Below are 16,538 nucleotides of genomic sequence, written 5' to 3' on the forward strand. Positions count from 1 at the left end.
ACGTTCCACGTGAAACAGTTTAAATGTATTCTGATAATTCTATCCAGCGGTCTGATTTTTTATCGAGTTCTTTTTGTAAGCTTTGTATCTCGTTTGATATTTCAGTTAGCGCTTCGTGTTCTGTAGTGTTGTTTAGTAAATCTGTTTTTTCGATTATACTTTTTTCTAAGACTTCTATTTCTTTTTCTATTGTGTCGTATTCAAATTGCTCTTTGAAGCTTAATTTCTTTTTGTTGCTTTGACTTGTTGTAGTAGGGTAGTCTTTAGTAGTTTTGTCTATAGATTTTTCTTCTTTTAGTTTTAACTCTTGCTCTGCTTTATAGTCTGCATAGTTTCCATTGTATATGGTTACATCTCCATTTCCATCAAAAATAAAGAGTTGCTCTGTGAGTTTATCTATTAAGTATCTGTCGTGCGATACCAATATTAGAATTCCAGGATAGTTAATTAGAAAGTCTTCCAGTACATTTAAGGTGTCTATATCTAGGTCATTGGAAGGTTCATCTAGTATTAAGAAGTTGGGGTTGGCCATGAGGATACGCATCAACTGCAGACGTTTCTTTTCTCCACCACTCAATTTACTTACCATTCCGAATTGTTTTTCCGGCGGGAAGAGAAAAAGTGTAAGTAGTTGAGAGGCCGTTAGTGTATCTCCGTTAGCCATTTTTATATATTCCGCTACATTCTTCACGATATCTAGTACACGATCTCCACTATCGAAATTTAATCCGCCCTGTTTGTAATATCCGAATTTTGTTGTTTCTCCTATATCTACAGTTCCTGCGTCAGGAGAGAGGGTTCCGGTTAGTAAATTTAGAAATGTACTTTTTCCTGTACCATTCTTACCAGCTAGCCCAATTCTATCTCCTTTTTTAAATATGTAAGAGAAGTTGTCAATAAATGTATGTCCATCAAATGATTTTGATACATTGTTTAATTCAAGTATTTTGGAGCCTTGACGGGATACTTTTACACTGAGCTCTACTTTGTCGTGTGCTCTAGGTCCCTTCGATTTCTCTTCTAGGGCATAATACGCATCTATTCGAGATTTTGATTTAGTGCCTCGAGCTTGGGGCTGTCTGCGCATCCATTCGAGTTCTCTCCTTAATAGATTGCGTGCTTTTTCGGCCTGTATAGCATCGTTGTATTCTCTTTCTGCTTTCTTTTCTAAGAAGTAGGCATAGTTTCCCTTATACAGATGTACTTTAGCTTTATCTAATTCACGTATCTCTGTGCAAATATTATCTAAAAAATATCTATCGTGAGAAACTGTAAGAACAGTTTTTTGTCCCGTTGTTAGCAGTTTTTCTAGCCATTCAATAGTTTCAATATCCAAATGGTTGGTCGGCTCGTCTAATATATATATATCAGGTTCGTCGATAAGAAGCTTGGCTAAGGATAGCCTTTTCTTTTGTCCTCCAGAAAGGCTATCTATCTTTTGGTCAAAATTTGAAATCTGTAACCTGTTTAAGATAGTTTTTATATTGTACTCATACTCCCAGGCATTGAGCGCTGTCAGTTGATCCGTAATTATTGCTAGCTTATGTTCATCTACAGTAGGGGAGTCTACGAGTTCCTCATATTGTTTGATCAATTGCTGTTGCTCATTGTCCGCACTATAAATAAAGTCGTTGATCGTATTCAAGCCTGAAAAATCAGGTTCTTGAGGTAAGTATCCAATTCGGATTCCTTTTTCTTTTACAATCTTGCCTTCTTCTGGTGGGAAAACCTCTGCCAATAGTTTTAACAAAGTAGATTTCCCTGTTCCATTTATCCCGACTAGGGCTATGCGATCGCCTTTTTGCAAGCCAAAATGCAGCTCTTTGAATAACCATTTGTCATTAAAAGAGTGACCAACTTGTTCTGTACTGAGTATACTCACGTTTTCCTATATTATTTTATTATCGTACTATAAAAATATACTATCTGAATTAGGGTGCTTATGGAACCCTTTTTGTAAAAAGGTAGTGCCCAAAAAATACCAGTTGATAATCAATTTTTTATAATACTGATTATCAATAATTTATAATTATTTTAGTAAAGCTGAATTTGCTTTACCTATAACTTTGGATTATAGCATTATAATCTTTCTACTGTAGGCATACCTATCCAATCACAAAAGTAAGCAAATTATCTCTTGCAGATTAGAAAAAGAATAGTATAGAGTAGTTTTTACAAAAAGCTGTTAGTTCAGCCTAAATGAGGCGATGAGATTAAATTTTGGTATTTCGACCTGGAATACATATCCATCTATTTCCCGTATCATCGTGTAGTAGCCCTTCATATATCCCAGTTCGCTTTTTAGGTTGCAACCTGATACATATTGGTGCGATTCTCCTGGCTGCAGAACAGGTTGTTCGCCTACTATACCGTCGCCATCCACTTGTTTATGTTCACCTATAGAATCAAATATATCCCAGTGTCTGCTTACTAGCTGAGCAGTATAGTCGGAGGTATTCTCTATAGTAATCCGATACGCAAACATAAAATGCATATTGTCTGCGTTAGAGTATTCCGGTTGGTATACGCATTCTACAGATATACTGATTCCTGCAGTCGATTGTGTGATCATAGCATCAAAATTAGGAACTATGTTTTTAAAATCATAATTCTATTACCTATTGATACTAAATAGTTTAAACTTATTAGATTGTTTTGACTATTTTGGTTTAGGGTATGCTTTTTGTTAATTTCCGCGGAGAGTACATATTATAGTCAAACAATCTATAGAAAATGAAAATAAAGAACATTATGTTGGCTTCATTGATAGGAGCTGGATTAACGTATTCCTGTGGTGGTAATAGTGCTAAGCAGGAAGATGGAAACCAAGAAAAGGGAGTTTTAGAGCAAGTTAGTGAATCTGCAGAAGCCATAAAGGGATTAAGCAAATTGGAAGAATATAGCAAGGAGCTTGAATCTCGTATGAATGAGTTAAAAGGAATGAGTCCTGTTTCTAATGATGTCTTTAAAAAGGTATTACCAGAAACTTTTCAGGAATTAAAGCGTACTTCTCTCCAGGTAGGAGAGATGAGTGCACTCAATTTAGCGAGTGGTAAAGCGGAATATAAAAATGAAGATCAGTCTAAGAGTATTGTAATTGATATCATGGATGGGGCAGGAGAAGGTGGTGCGAGTATTGTTTCGCTTATGTTTATGGGGATGATGACTGATAAAGAAGAGATAACAGATACAGGATTTGAGAAGACAATGGATATTAATGGTACGAAAACCATGGTTAAGGAGCATAACGATCAAGGAGTGAAGGATTCGGAGATACAATGGATATATAACAAACGTTTTGTGGTAAAACTCGAAGGCAGAGGTTATTCCTTGGATGAATTGACTGCCGCATTTAAGGGGTTGGATTTGGTAGCTCTTAAATAAAGCTTAATTGTAATAAGAAAAAGAGGCAAAAAGCCCCTTTTTCTTATTTAGTTTTTTTATGTTTTTTATATCTCAGCCAACCTATAAATGTAGCCAGTAGTAATAATAGGATGGGCCAAATACCAATTGCACCAATAAATATGTTTTCTATTAGTTCCCAGCCAAAACCAAAAGCTTCCTTTATTTTTAACCAGGAACCACTGTCGCTATTAGCAATTATAGAGTCTGAGTTGTATAAGTTTAATACTAGCGTACTGTAACCCACCTGATCCTTCATTGCTCGTAGTGTGCTTTCAGTACTCTCTATATCTTCTTGCAATTGCCTTATCTGTTCCTCTATTTCTAAGAGTTCCTTTACATTTTTTGCATTGGCTACCATGTTTTGATACCGATCTAGATATATTCTTTTACTTTTTATCCGCGATTCCAGATCGTAGTACTGAAGAGATATATCTTGAGCCTGAATAGATTTTTCCGTTATTTTGTCATTACCTTTCTCTATTCCTTCAAGGAAGTTGTCAAACTGAGAGGAGGGGATCCGTAGGGTTAGATTATAGTTTGTATAAGTCGTTCCTGTAGTAGTACTTTCCTGCTCATAGTAGCCATTAACCCTTTTTACAAGGGCATCTATTGCCGTTTTGGTTTTTTTGAGATCTTTAGATTCTATCGATAGGTTCCCGGTTCTTATTATTTTTTTTCCCTGATTTAGTTTTTCTGCTTCGAGTTTCCCTGTTTCTACTTCTGTCGTTACACTTTTTAAGGTCATTGGGGGGGAGGCAGCTGCATCTACTGTTTTTAAGTCATAAGCCATTGCTTCGTCAGCGCTGCTTTCCATTGATACCTCTTTAGAGCCTTGCCCACATGCTAAAACACCAGTTAAGCTTAATAGAGCGAATAGGAATGTTATTTTGTTCATCTTGTTATCTTTTAATTTGACAAATAGCTAAGCCCTAATTCACGGTTTTTATTTTAGGGTTTTCAGATAGATGCAAAAACAAGTACTATTCCATAATCTATAGAGATATTATAACTAAAAAAGCGCCTAATACTATATTAAGCGCCTTTTAGTTACTTCGTAGCCTCTCTTACTTTCGGGGCTATTTTTGTGCCGTATATTTCGATGGCTTTCATCATATCTTTGTGGTCTGGACTTCCTACATCAGTATGTGCAGAGAATCGGGTTAACCCAAATGCTTCTTTTACCGTCAGAATCTTATCTATTGATTCATTTGCATCCCCTACAATGAGATGTCCATGGGGCGAACGACCAAAGTCATATTGTGATTTTTGATACGGAGGCCAGCCTCTAGATGCGCCTATTCGATTCATCTGTGCTCCATATATAGGATAGTATTTTTCAGCAACAGCTTTACTATCTTCTCCAAAGAAAGCATGCATATGTACACCTACCTGAAATTTTTCCATATCGTGCCCATTATCCTCATAGGCCTGTTTGTACATTTCAAATAAGGGGGTGAACTGTTCCCAAGCACCACCTATGATGGCAAACATAACCGGCAAACCTAATTTTCCCGCCCTGATTACCGAAGAGGTCGTACCTCCTACAGCGACCCATATAGGCAATCCTTTTTCTGTAGCTCTTGGATGTATTTCCTGATTGATTAGCGATTTTCTAAATTTACCAGTCCAATTGATGGTTTTATTTTTCTTTATTTTGAGCAAAAGGTCTAATTTTTCTTCGAACAATTCGCTATAGTCTTTTAGGTCGTAACCAAAAAGAGGAAATGACTCTATAAATGACCCACGTCCGGCCATTATTTCGGCTCTTCCGCCCGATATAAGATCTACTGTAGCAAAATCCTGATATAGTTTTACAGGATCTGTTGAGCTTAATACTGACACTGCTGAGCCTAATTTAATATTCTTTGTTACGGTTGCTGCAGCAGCCAGAATTATTTCAGGAGAAGCGACAGCATAATCTGGTCGGTGGTGTTCTCCCATACCGAAAAAATCAAGACCCACCTCATCCATCAATTTAATTTCTTCAATTATTTCTTGAAGGCGTTGTTGTGTGGATTGTATCTGACCTGTTTTAGGATCTATCTGTAGATCGCCAAACATACCTATTCCTAATTCTAACATAGTTTTTTAATGTAAGCGTATAACCAAAGTCAATTTTTCCATCTTGACCACCTAAACTTATACAAATATACCCCACCTTAGGTTTGTAAAAGTTAAGGTAGGTTAAGAAAACTTACCCATGTATATATTCTTTGGTACCGTAAGACTGTATCAGTTCACCTTCAAAATCCAACCATTCCTTCCAGCGTTTGTCAACATCCACATCTTTACTGTATGTTTTCGCAAAATTCAAAAACGTAGTATAATGATTTGCTTCCGAAACCATAAGGTCATGATAAAACTTAGCCAGTTCTTTATCTTCAATGTTTTTAGAAAGTACTCGGAATCTTTCGCAGCTACGGGCTTCTATCATTGCCGCAAACAATAGACGGTCTATAAATGCTTGGTTTCTAGATCCATCTTTCTTTAAAAACTTCATCAGTTGCCCCACATAGTCATCTTTCCGTTCACGACCTAATTTATAACCTCTCTCTTTAATGATATCAATTACCATCTTGAAATGTTCCATTTCTTCAAGCGCGATAGCGGTGAGTTCATGTACAAGGTCTTCAAATTCTGGGTTTTGAGTAATCAGCATTATAGCATTAGAAGCCGCTTTTTGCTCACACCAAGCATGGTCCGTCAAAATCTCCTCCAAATTAGACTCAGCAATATTAGCCCAGCGAGGGTCCGTCAGTAGTTTTAATCCTAGCATTGTAATTCTCGATTTGTTTCCTAATTACAAACTTAGATAATTTCCTTTACATAAAGCTTGCTGAGAAGTTTCCTCTTTTATGGATTAGTAGAGAACCGGCCTCAAATAAAGTGTTTTGAGACCGGTATGGGCTGGGATATAGCCTGCCATCCCCTTGAGGTAACAACAATAGTTTTGATCATAGGTAATAAGTAGCTTTAAATATCGCCTTAAAATGAAGTCATTTATATTGGTTAATTTAATTGTCTTATTTTTGTATTCTAAGGTTGCTTTAAAGATAGTTAAAAAATAAAAGCAGAGTGCGTATAAAATGCTAAAAGTACTTTTTATCGGTTTGGTATGGCCAGAACCGACATCTTCAGCTGCAGGTTGGCGAATGTTACACTTAGTTCGTTTGTTTTCCAGAGGCTATGAGGTTCATTTCGCTTCAGCTGCCGGGAAAGGTGAGCATTCTTGCGATTTGACTTCTTTAGGAATAGTGGAGCATACTATACAGCTCAATGATTCCTCTTTTGATTGCTTTATTCGTGAACTTGCACCTAGCATTGTGGTTTTTGATCGCTTCATGGTCGAGGAACAGTATGGCTGGCGGGTAGCTGAGCACTGCCCTGACTCTCTTCGGATATTAGATACAGAGGATCTCCATTTTGTAAGGCTTGCTCGGCAAGAAGCTTTTAAGAAGGCACAGACTGTAGATTATCGGAGCGACACTGCCAAGCGGGAGATAGGTGCTATATTGCGCTCCGATCTATCGTTGATAATATCAAAGGAGGAGATAACACTCCTGACAGAAGACTTTGCTGTCCCGATAGAACGCCTTTTTTATCTACCTTTTCAAGAAGAGAAATTGACAGAAGCACACTTTTCCTATCTGCCAGATTTTGGACAACGTAAAGATTTCGTTTTCATCGGTAATTTCATACATGAGCCCAATTGGCGAACCGTGGAGATATTAAAGCGAGATATTTGGCCGGAAATAAAAAAAAGAGAAGCTGATGCAGAACTCCATATTTTTGGTGCCTATGTTTCTGAAAAAGTATTACAGTTACATAAGCCCAAAGAGAGATTCCTGATCAAGGGGAGGGCTGAGGATGCACGCAAGACCATTGCAAACTATCGTGTATTATTAGCTCCTATTCCCTTTGGGGCGGGAGCTAAGGGAAAGCTAGTCGATGCCATGTATTCTGGGACACCGTCCGTGAGTAGTCGTATAGGTGCCGAATCTATGCAACAGAATGGGGAATGGGGAGGCTTTATCACAGACGATAGCGCTGCTTTTGTTGATCATAGTCTTCAGCTTTATCGAGAAAAAACAATATGGGAAGAAAAGCAGAAGTTGGGTTTCGCTATTTTTAATAGCCTATATGCAGACAACTCCTATAGTGAAAGACTTTTAAAAGCAGTATTAGAAATACAAGATGATATAATTTCTTTTAGAAAATCGAATTTTATTGCGGAGATATTGATGCATCAATCATTTCAATCCACAAAATATATGTCTTTGTGGATTGAAATGAAAAATAAGAACAAAAGTTAACCCAGTATCAGTTGTAAGCCATCTTTTATCAGATTACTTACATTAGGTTTTGCCTGCTGTATCGTATTTAGTATTTTTTGAGACTTGTCAAATAGTACCATATTTCCTTCTTTATGTGCAATTTCGCAGATCTCTAATGTCAATAACCAATCGTCAGGATAGTTCATATTGACCGTTTGTAATATCTCCTCTAAGTTTCCTTTTTCTTTATTTTCTCGATGAGCCCTCACCGCCAGGTATAGCTTTTCAAGTTCGATTTTTTCCTGCGTCTTTTGTTGTTTTATCGTTTTTGTGTGCGAAACATGCGAAACGAGGTCAAAACTGGTATCATCCGCAGGCCCCGAGTAGCAAGAAATAACCTTTTTCCCTATTGCCATATCATAAGTGCCCCATTCCGGATGGAATAGGATCTCGTCGTGGTAGCGCACCGTACAATTTTCTAGACTGATCAAGATAATCTTTCCTTTGATGTTTCGTCGGCCTGTAATAATACGTCCCTCAACCGTAATATTTCCCTCAAATTCTAATTTGATGTCTTTACCTTCTTCAATATTGTACGCTTGCAGATCCTTAGGGCTCATGTCTTCTATAGAGAGATTTATCCCCTTTAACTTACCGACGGGAGAGCTGAAACCGGCACTATGGTAATTGGTGTCATGGTTTATTAGTTCCTTATTGTGATAAGCTAAGGCCGTAGGAGAGGAGGTCTGTATATAAATAGGTTTTCCATCCTGTTCGATGATACGACTAAAGATACCGGATACCTGAATACCCGTAGACAGCTCTATGGTACCTAATGCTTTTGACTCTATAAGCTTCTTCACGCCGCTGATCCCACCTGTCCGGAGAGCCATTGTATTCGCAAATTCTTCTAGGACCAGGCTTAAATAAGCAAAGTCTGGTGTTACATAAAGCTGAGGTTGAGGTTTTGTAATATCAAAGCCTTGGTAAGCTGCACTTATGTCATAAGGCAGTTTTTTGACTTCTTCCCGCATGCACCAAGCAGATTCGCCAATAGAAGAAAGTAGGCCTGCTCCGTATATTTTAGGGTTCTCTACCGTTCCTATTAATCCATATTCGACGGTCCACCAGTGGAGATTACGAATCAGGGCCATTTCCGAAGCTTCTATTTTCTTGTTTTGGAGCTCGTTCACCAATTTCTCGACCCGTTCTATATCTGCTATAGGAGAGCCTTCGGCTTCTTTTAGAATAGATAGCTCGCGAATAGCTTCATATATTTCATAGTCGTGCGAAGAAGAAATAGCCTTACTTCCTATTTCTCCAAATCGCCGTAGGTATTCTGCATACTCCCTGTTAGCTATAATCGGAGCATGCCCTGCGCCCTCGTGAATGATATCGGGTGCCGGTGTGTATTCAATATTTTCGAGCTGTCGGATATCAGAAGCAATGACCAGAACATGATAAGCCTGAAATTCCATAAAGGCATTAGGAGGAATAAAGCCATCTACAGCCACAGCAGCCCATCCGATTTCCTTCAATATACGGTTCATACCATACATATCCGGTATTTTATCAACTTCCAATCCTGTTTTATCTAGTCCTTCGAGATAGGAATCATGTGCCACCCGAGATAGATAGTCAACATTTTTACGCATTACATAGCGCCATACCGCTTGATTGATAGGGGTATATTCCTCGTAGTTTTGGGGTTTTATAAACTGCCTTAAGTGTTTGGGTAGGCGGTCTAAAATCGGGTTAGACTCATAATTTGTATGCATGACTTGCTTTATTATTTATCAAACTTAGTAAAATCTATCATAAATTCTAAGAAAACAGGTCAAGGTAAAATTATATTTTTCGACTTTTTTAGGGCTATCTTCTAATACAGTCTCCATTTTTATTCAAAAATAAGCTTATCTTTATTGAACCTGTGTATCAGCCACCTTGTATGAGAGATAGCTATTCCCATACACAGTCATATTACAGAACTTAAACTTATTCAATACAGCCGATTGTCAATTGCGATAGATCAGAATTGATTGATAGTTACTGGCAACCGGTAAAAGCACAGATAAAATATAGTAAACAGATGAAAACAATAAAAGGACCAGGTATATTTCTTGCACAGTTTATTGCAGAAGAAGCGCCTTTCAATTCTATTGAGAATATTGCCGAATGGGCTAAGTCTTTAGGTTTTAAGGGCCTTCAGATTCCTACAGGAGACCCGCATTACTTTGATTTACAGAAAGCTGCCGAAAGCAAAACATATGCAGATGAATATAAAGGAAAGCTAAATGAGCTTGGGCTCGAAATCACAGAACTGTCTACGCACTTACAGGGACAATTGGTTGCTGTACACCCAGCCTACGACAAGCTTTTTGATGCATTTGCACCTGAAAAACTCCGAAATAATCCCAAGGCGCGTACAGAGTGGGCCATACAACAATTAAAGTATGGTGCGAAGGCATCTCAGAACCTAGGGTTAAAAGCACATGCTACTTTCAGCGGGTCCTTATTATGGCAATATTTCCATCCTTGGCCCCAACGGCCAGAAGGGTTGGTCGACGAAGCTTTCACCGAATTGGCAAGACGCTGGACTCCTATTCTAGATACCTTTGAAGAGTGTGGTGTAGATCTTTGTTATGAGATTCATCCCGGCGAAGACCTCTTTGATGGTATTACCTACGAGATGTTCCTAGAGAAGGTAAATAATCATCCAAGAGCATGTCTATTGTACGATCCATCCCATTTTGTATTACAACAGTTGGATTATATACAATACATTGATTTTTATCATGAACGTATTAAGGCTTTTCACGTCAAAGATTCTGAGTTCAATCCAACAGGAAAACAAGGTACTTTTGGTGGATATCAAAGCTGGTTGAATCGGGCTGGCCGATACCGTTCTCCAGGCGATGGACAGGTCGATTTTAAGACTATTTTTAGTAAGCTCAGTCAGTACGGTTACGATGGGTGGGCTGTGATGGAATGGGAGTGCTGCATCAAGAACCAGATTGATGGTGCCACAGAAGGATCCAAATTTATATCCGATCACATTATCCGTGTTACGGATAAAGCATTTGATGATTTTGCGTCTACCGGAGCAGATGCTGCCTTTAATAAGGAAATCTTAGGTCTAAGCTAAAGATAATAAAAATGGGCTCTTTGTAGAGCCCATTTTTATTATCTTCCTTTCTTTTGGAGTGGGAATTTCATTTTATAGCCCACACGAATCTGTCCTTTTGCTATCTGATCCAGCTTACTTTTCAGCATCGTCTTCTTCAATGGCCCCAGCTTATCTACAAAAAGCTTTCCTTCGATATGGTCATATTCATGCTGTACGATGCGCGCTGCCAATCCTGACAGTTCCTCTTCCTTCTCCTCAAAATTTTCGTCCAGATAGTTAATAACGACATTTGACGGGCGCATTACTTCCTCATTGATATCCGGTATAGAAAGACATCCTTCATTGAAGGCCCATTTTTCACCGTGTTCTTTGACAATGATAGGATTTATGAATACCCTTTTGAAATCTTTTAGGTCTGCATCGCCTTCACCATCTTCATCTTCGGCAAAAGGAGAGCCATCGATTACAAACAAACGTATTGGCAGACCCACTTGAGGAGCAGCTAGTCCTACTCCATGTGCACTATACATTGTTTCAAACATATTATCTATCAATTCCTTTAATTGAGGATAATCTTCATCTATTTCTTCGGCTTTTTTCCGTAATACCGGATCACCGTATGCTACTATTGGTAATTTCATTCTTCTTAATCTACTGCAAAGGTATGAATTTTTATTTTTGTGCCACTTATCGGTATCTTTTCATTGAGCAGGATTATGATTATTAATCGTAATTTTATACCGTGCAAGATTCAAATCAGGATATCATCAGTTTTATTCAGCTGTTATCGGAGCATATTAAGATAGAAGAAATCAACGAACATGATGGATTTTTTGAAGTACGTTCTGATCGTGTATCGCTCTTTATATACAAGCCCGGTAGCCATCGCGTTGACGAAGGTTCAAGAACCGGTGTGATCCATATCGACCATGATCAAGTCCAAAGTGCTCCTTACAAAATCATCAATCGTCTTAAGGGACAGCATGGTCAAGGGCAACGTATCTATGCCCGGACCACAGTTGTTGCCCGGATTGACAAGCGAGTTGCATTAGCATTTCAGGAAGAATACCACCTTCAGGGGGCACTGCCAGGCAAATACAGGTATGGGCTTTTCCATAAGGGCGAGTTGGTTTCTGTTGCTATATTCAGTGGGGCACGTATTATGCGGCAGTTGGGACCGGATTTTAGGTCTTTTGAGCTGATTCGATTTTGCCACAAAGGAGATACGCTGGTTGTGGGGGGACTATCCAAGTTATTGAATGCATTTATCAAAGAATTCAAGCCACAGGACATCATGACCTATGCCGATAGAGATTGGTGCCAAGACGCATCTTCCTTGGAGACTTTGGGGTTCAAGGTTGTAGATACAACCGTTCCACAGCGTTTTGCAATTATAAACGGACAGCGATTTTTGCATGTTACACAAGAGCAATCGGTGGACTATTACATTGAAAATAAGGGGAGTTTGAAATTAAAGCTCGTACTTTAAATAGATTTTGCTATTTTAACATCCTTCAACATTAAACTTATAAAATTAATTATGGAACGTAGATTACGCATGGGCATGGTCGGTGGAGGAAAAGACGCCTTTATAGGTGCCGTACACCGTATCGCAGCCTTTATGGATGGAAAGATCGAATTGGTCTGTGGCGCTTTCAGTGTAGATCCAGAAATATCAAAAGAATCTGGTAAGGAGCTTTTTGTCGCTCAGGACCGAGTCTATCCCGATTATAAAACCATGATCGAAAAAGAAGCCCTACTTCCTGAGGGGGAGCGTATGGACTTTTTAACGATTGTAACACCTAATTTTTTACATTTTGAGCCCGCAAAGCTCGCTATGGAAAGCGGTTTTGATGTCGTTGTCGAAAAGCCGATGACCGTATCTTTAGAAGAGGCCCTTGCACTACAGGAGATTGTAAATAGAACAGGTCGTACATTATGTCTTACACACACCTACTCTGGATACCCGATGGTCAAACAAGCCAAAGCGATGGTCCGCGAAGGTCATTTTGGAAAGATCCGTAAGATTGTGGTAGAGTATCCCCAAGGTTGGTTAAGCCGCCTTTCCGAGCGAGAGGGCAATGCCGGAGCAGCTTGGCGCGCAGATCCTAAGCGTTCGGGCAAATCGTTGGTTATGGGCGATATCGGTACACATGTGGCACACCTTGCGGAGTATGTGTCGGGCTTACGCATCACAGAGCTCTGTGCAGACCTTACCACCTTTGTAGAGGGCCGGTTATTAGATGACGATGGCTCTGTACTTTTACGTTTTGAAAATGGTGCTAAAGGTGTTTTGATGGCTTCACAGATTTCGGCAGGAGAGGAGAATGCCGTACGTATTCGTATATATGGAGAAAAAGGTGGATTAGAATGGGCAAATGAAGATCCAAATAATCTTATTGTCAAGATGTTAGATCAACCCCGTCAATTGTACCGTACGGGCAATGCTTATGCTGCTCCTTATACATTGAGCTCCTTTGCAACGCACAACACACGAATTCCTGCGGGACACCCTGAAGGGTTGTTGGAGTCCTTTGCCAATATATACCGCAATTTTGCCCTCACCGTATCTGCCAAAAGAGTTGGTCAGACGCCGAGCCCAGAGGCACTTGATTTTCCAACTGTAGCCGATGGCGTACGCGGCATGGCTTTTATCGATACTGTTGTAAAAAGTAATGAGAGTAACGAAAAATGGACTAAATTTGTACTGTGATAGATAGTACAAGTGTCCTCAAGTATCTTTATCGAGAGACATCCTTTCTCGATAAAGATATCTTGATTATTTTAGGCCCTACCGCTTCGGGCAAAACAAAGCTGGCCGTACAGTTGGCCAAATCCCTCCAGACAGAGATTATCAGTGCTGATTCAAGACAGGTGTACCGCCATATGGATATCGGTACAGGCAAGGACATTAAAGAATACGGAGATATCTCATGTCACCTTATTAATATTGCCGATCCCGGCGAGCACTATAATGTAACCCGATTTTTAGAAGATTTTGAAGCAGCTTATCTATCTATCAAAGAAAAAGGGAAGCCTATAATCGTCTGTGGTGGTACAGGTTTTTATATCGAGGCATTATTAGCACCTCAGCCCTATAGTCAGATACCGACCGATATAGCCTGGCGTAGTCAATTAGAGCAGCAGAGCAAAGAAGCTATACAAGAGCTATTAGCACAGTATATTATCCCAGAGGGATTTAAGATAGATTACTCTTCAAAAAAACGGATAGTTCGAGCCTTAGAGATTTTAATCTGGCTTTCTCAACCTGGGCAAGTCCTCCCTGCAGCTACTCCTGGTTATACAGCTACTATTTTGGGGCTTGATCCCGATGTTGCACTCCGACGTGATCGCATTAGCCAGCGCCTCCTTGACCGATTGGATGAAGGCATGGTCCAAGAGGTCCAAAATCTGTTACATTTAGGATTGACCCATGATGAAATAGCCTACTATGGATTAGAGTACAAATACATCAGTTACTACCTCCGTGGGCAGATCGATTATGATTTTTTCTTACAGAAGCTTGATACCGAAATACATCGGTATGCAAAGAGACAGATGACCTATTTTAGAAAAATGGAGAAGGATGGTCATTCCATACATTGGCTTAATAAAATTAAATAAAGACTACTTTTTTTATAGTCTTTATCGTAGGTTTGTGTATCGGAGCTAAATCTATAGCTTTGTCGCGAAACAACTTTCATAAACGTTTGTATTATAAATTTGTTAGCTTTAGCGACGTGTATTCATGAATGATAGCAGATTAACGGATTTTAGGTCGCTTTTAGAGCGTATTGTCGAGGGGGACGAAAGAGCCTTTTCGCTACTCTATGACCTATTTTCTGAAGATCTCACCAAGCATATTTTATCCAAAGTATCCGATACACAAGTAGCTGAGGACATTCTCCATGATCTCTTTCTTTCCCTTTGGCGCAATCGACACAATATGCTCGGAATAGAGTCATTACCTGCATACCTATACTCATCGTGCCGTTACCTTATTTTAGCCCATTATCGTGCTGAGCTTAAGCGGGCAGATTCTATGGATTTGGAACAATTAGATATTCTTGACGAGGATCTCCCTTTAGAAGAGCGGCTTCATTACCGATATATCATCGACATCGTGTCCAATGAGATCGAAAACCTCCCAGACAAATGCCGCGAAGTTTTTAAGCTAAGTCGGAGTGAATTTCTGAGTAATAAAGAAATAGCCCAACGATTGGATATTTCGGAGTCAACTGTAGAGAAGCATATCAATAAGGCTATCAGGAGATTACGCGATGTGACTAAAAATTTTTTACTTTTTTTCTAAATTGAGTAGAAGGTACCTCGCTTTTTATACACTTATCTATTAACTGACCTTATGTTTTTGACCATTTCTATATTTTATGGTTAGAAGATAACCCTAATGGGACACTCATTGTGGTTGGAATAAATACACACGAGGGTTTTTATGAAGCACGCACAGCGATTATACCAGCAGATTACTAATTTTTTGAACGCGAAGGAAGAAGACCGTCGGGAGGTGATTACTTGGTATGATAATCTTGAATCAGATTCTTTAGTTCAAGAGCCAGAACGGACGGAGATACAGCAACGGGCAAAAAGGCGTGTTTTTGAAGCCATAAATAGCGGACAAAAGAGATTTACTACTAGACGACTATACCGTTGGTCTACTGCGGCAGCTGTCTTTCTCGTTGGGGGCTATTTTGTCTGGAATGCACTAATTCGGGAAGAAGTCGCGACAAAAGAACAGTTGGCACAAGTCTCTCCTGCAAAGGAGCGAGCTATAATCATATTGGAGGGAGGAAAGGAAATTGATTTAGATCGACTAGCTCTCAATGAGAGCCTGCAGGTTGGCGAGATCATTATTACCAAAGATGCAGAAGGTAAGGTGCGTTATCATAATGCCAGCGATGGCAAAGAGAAGATACAATCCAATAGTTTACGGATTCCCAAAGCAGCCACTTATCAGTTGACCTTAGTTGATGGAACCCGTGTCACCCTCAATTCGGATTCTAAGTTGACCTATCCATCCTCTTTTGGTACTGGCGACCGGATTGTCCAACTCGAGGGCGAAGGGTATTTTGAAGTGACCAAAACCGGTAAAAAAAGCCGATTTATTGTCGAGGCAAAAGGGCAACGTATTCAAGTATTGGGAACCAAATTTAATGTAAAATCTTATCCTCAGGAGCAGAAAGAGCAGACCACATTGGAAGAAGGGGCTGTACTGGTAAGCTTGAAGACCAAGACAGCAATTCTAAAGCCCAATCAGCAAGCAAGCTCTCTTGGTCCTAATTTAGAGACCAAGACTGTCAATGTTGGCGATGTTTTGAGCTGGACCAAGGGACAGTTCAGTTTTGATGGCACTAATACTGCCGAAGTCCTACAGGAGATTGGCAGATGGTATGATATTGATATAACATACAAGGGAAAAGCAAGCGCCGAACAGCACATAGGAAAGATTCCACGCAATCTATCTCTAGACCGATTGATCGAGCTTCTGAATTATGCCGAGTTGGAGACAAAGGCCATTGTAGGGAACAACAAACGAATTAACTTAATCATTACATAATCTAAAAACATGAAAGAAAACCAGATGAAGTATCAACGTTCAGGATAGCTCCTGTAGAGCAAACAAAAATCGGATTCTGTTGGCGCAGAACCCGATGAGTAGTTGAAGGCCGCAGATCAAGTGAACTAATTTTTAATCATTTACAACCGACAATCGA

General features: G+C 39.5%; 15 protein-coding genes. 8 read left to right on the forward strand and 7 right to left on the reverse strand.

Annotation, left to right across the window (positions count from 1 at the left end):
- Positions 1-19: 19 nt before the first annotated feature.
- Both CLV99_RS22600 and apaG read right to left on the reverse strand, forming a co-directional pair.
- Entirely contained in the window at positions 20-1,882 is a 1,863-nt protein-coding gene (locus CLV99_RS22600; protein WP_133586798.1) for an ABC-F family ATP-binding cassette domain-containing protein, read from the reverse strand.
- A 303-nt stretch (positions 1,883-2,185) separates the two neighbouring features.
- The gene (apaG, locus tag CLV99_RS22605; RefSeq protein WP_133586799.1) at positions 2,186-2,572 is read right to left on the reverse strand and encodes a Co2+/Mg2+ efflux protein ApaG; all 387 of its coding nucleotides are present in this window, start codon (positions 2,570-2,572) and stop codon (positions 2,186-2,188) included.
- Between the two features lie 161 nt (positions 2,573-2,733).
- Between apaG and CLV99_RS22610 the strand changes: the two genes are divergently transcribed.
- Positions 2,734-3,384, forward strand: coding sequence for a hypothetical protein (locus CLV99_RS22610; protein ID WP_133586800.1), 651 nt, complete (start codon positions 2,734-2,736; stop codon positions 3,382-3,384).
- Between the two features lie 43 nt (positions 3,385-3,427).
- Here the strand turns inward: CLV99_RS22610 and CLV99_RS22615 are convergent, their stop codons facing one another.
- From CLV99_RS22615 to miaE, 3 genes are all read right to left on the reverse strand, one after another.
- The gene (locus tag CLV99_RS22615) at positions 3,428-4,300 is read right to left on the reverse strand and encodes a DUF4349 domain-containing protein (RefSeq protein ID WP_133586801.1); all 873 of its coding nucleotides are present in this window, start codon (positions 4,298-4,300) and stop codon (positions 3,428-3,430) included.
- 152 nt (positions 4,301-4,452) lie between these two features.
- Positions 4,453-5,487: an LLM class flavin-dependent oxidoreductase gene (locus CLV99_RS22620; RefSeq protein WP_133586802.1), complete on the reverse strand. Its 1,035-nt coding sequence runs from the start codon at positions 5,485-5,487 to the stop codon at positions 4,453-4,455.
- A gap of 112 nt (positions 5,488-5,599) precedes the next feature.
- Complete coding sequence (gene miaE / locus CLV99_RS22625; protein WP_133586803.1) at positions 5,600-6,181, reverse strand: tRNA-(ms[2]io[6]A)-hydroxylase; 582 nt, start codon at positions 6,179-6,181, stop codon at positions 5,600-5,602.
- A gap of 310 nt (positions 6,182-6,491) precedes the next feature.
- On the opposite strand from miaE, the gene CLV99_RS22630 reads away from it, so the two are divergent.
- The gene (locus CLV99_RS22630; RefSeq protein ID WP_133586804.1) at positions 6,492-7,718 is read left to right on the forward strand and encodes a glycosyltransferase; all 1,227 of its coding nucleotides are present in this window, start codon (positions 6,492-6,494) and stop codon (positions 7,716-7,718) included.
- Here the strand turns inward: CLV99_RS22630 and CLV99_RS22635 are convergent.
- Positions 7,715-9,457, reverse strand: a complete 1,743-nt coding sequence (locus CLV99_RS22635) for an aromatic amino acid hydroxylase (protein ID WP_133586805.1) — start codon at positions 9,455-9,457, stop codon at positions 7,715-7,717. The genes CLV99_RS22630 and CLV99_RS22635 overlap by 4 nt on opposite strands.
- Before the next feature lie 311 nt (positions 9,458-9,768).
- Between CLV99_RS22635 and CLV99_RS22640 the strand changes: the two genes are divergently transcribed.
- Entirely contained in the window at positions 9,769-10,824 is a 1,056-nt protein-coding gene (locus CLV99_RS22640; RefSeq protein WP_133586806.1) for a sugar phosphate isomerase/epimerase family protein, read from the forward strand.
- Positions 10,825-10,862: 38 nt separating this feature from the next.
- Here the strand turns inward: CLV99_RS22640 and def are convergent, their stop codons facing one another.
- Complete coding sequence (gene def / locus CLV99_RS22645; RefSeq protein ID WP_133586807.1) at positions 10,863-11,447, reverse strand: peptide deformylase; 585 nt, start codon at positions 11,445-11,447, stop codon at positions 10,863-10,865.
- A 101-nt stretch (positions 11,448-11,548) separates the two neighbouring features.
- On the opposite strand from def, the gene CLV99_RS22650 reads away from it, so the two are divergent.
- From CLV99_RS22650 to CLV99_RS22670, 5 genes are all read left to right on the forward strand, one after another.
- Positions 11,549-12,295: a hypothetical protein gene (locus CLV99_RS22650; protein ID WP_133586808.1), complete on the forward strand. Its 747-nt coding sequence runs from the start codon at positions 11,549-11,551 to the stop codon at positions 12,293-12,295.
- 51 nt (positions 12,296-12,346) lie between these two features.
- Positions 12,347-13,519: a Gfo/Idh/MocA family protein gene (locus tag CLV99_RS22655; protein ID WP_133586809.1), complete on the forward strand. Its 1,173-nt coding sequence runs from the start codon at positions 12,347-12,349 to the stop codon at positions 13,517-13,519.
- A complete protein-coding gene (gene miaA / locus CLV99_RS22660) occupies positions 13,516-14,430 on the forward strand; it encodes a tRNA (adenosine(37)-N6)-dimethylallyltransferase MiaA (RefSeq protein WP_133586810.1) in 915 nt (304 codons plus the stop codon). Before CLV99_RS22655 ends, miaA begins: the two co-directional genes overlap by 4 nt.
- Positions 14,431-14,554: 124 nt before the next feature.
- Positions 14,555-15,118 carry an RNA polymerase sigma factor gene (locus CLV99_RS22665; RefSeq protein WP_133586811.1) on the forward strand — a complete coding sequence of 188 codons (564 nt, stop codon included), beginning with the start codon at positions 14,555-14,557 and terminating at the stop codon, positions 15,116-15,118.
- 141 nt (positions 15,119-15,259) lie between these two features.
- Positions 15,260-16,381 (forward strand): FecR family protein, encoded by a 1,122-nt coding sequence (locus tag CLV99_RS22670; protein ID WP_133586812.1) that lies wholly within the window; start codon positions 15,260-15,262, stop codon positions 16,379-16,381.
- Positions 16,382-16,538 lie beyond the last annotated feature (157 nt).

The sequence above is a fragment of the Sphingobacterium yanglingense genome, assembly GCF_004363245.1.
In the GTDB taxonomy this organism is placed as follows: domain Bacteria; phylum Bacteroidota; class Bacteroidia; order Sphingobacteriales; family Sphingobacteriaceae; genus Sphingobacterium; species Sphingobacterium yanglingense.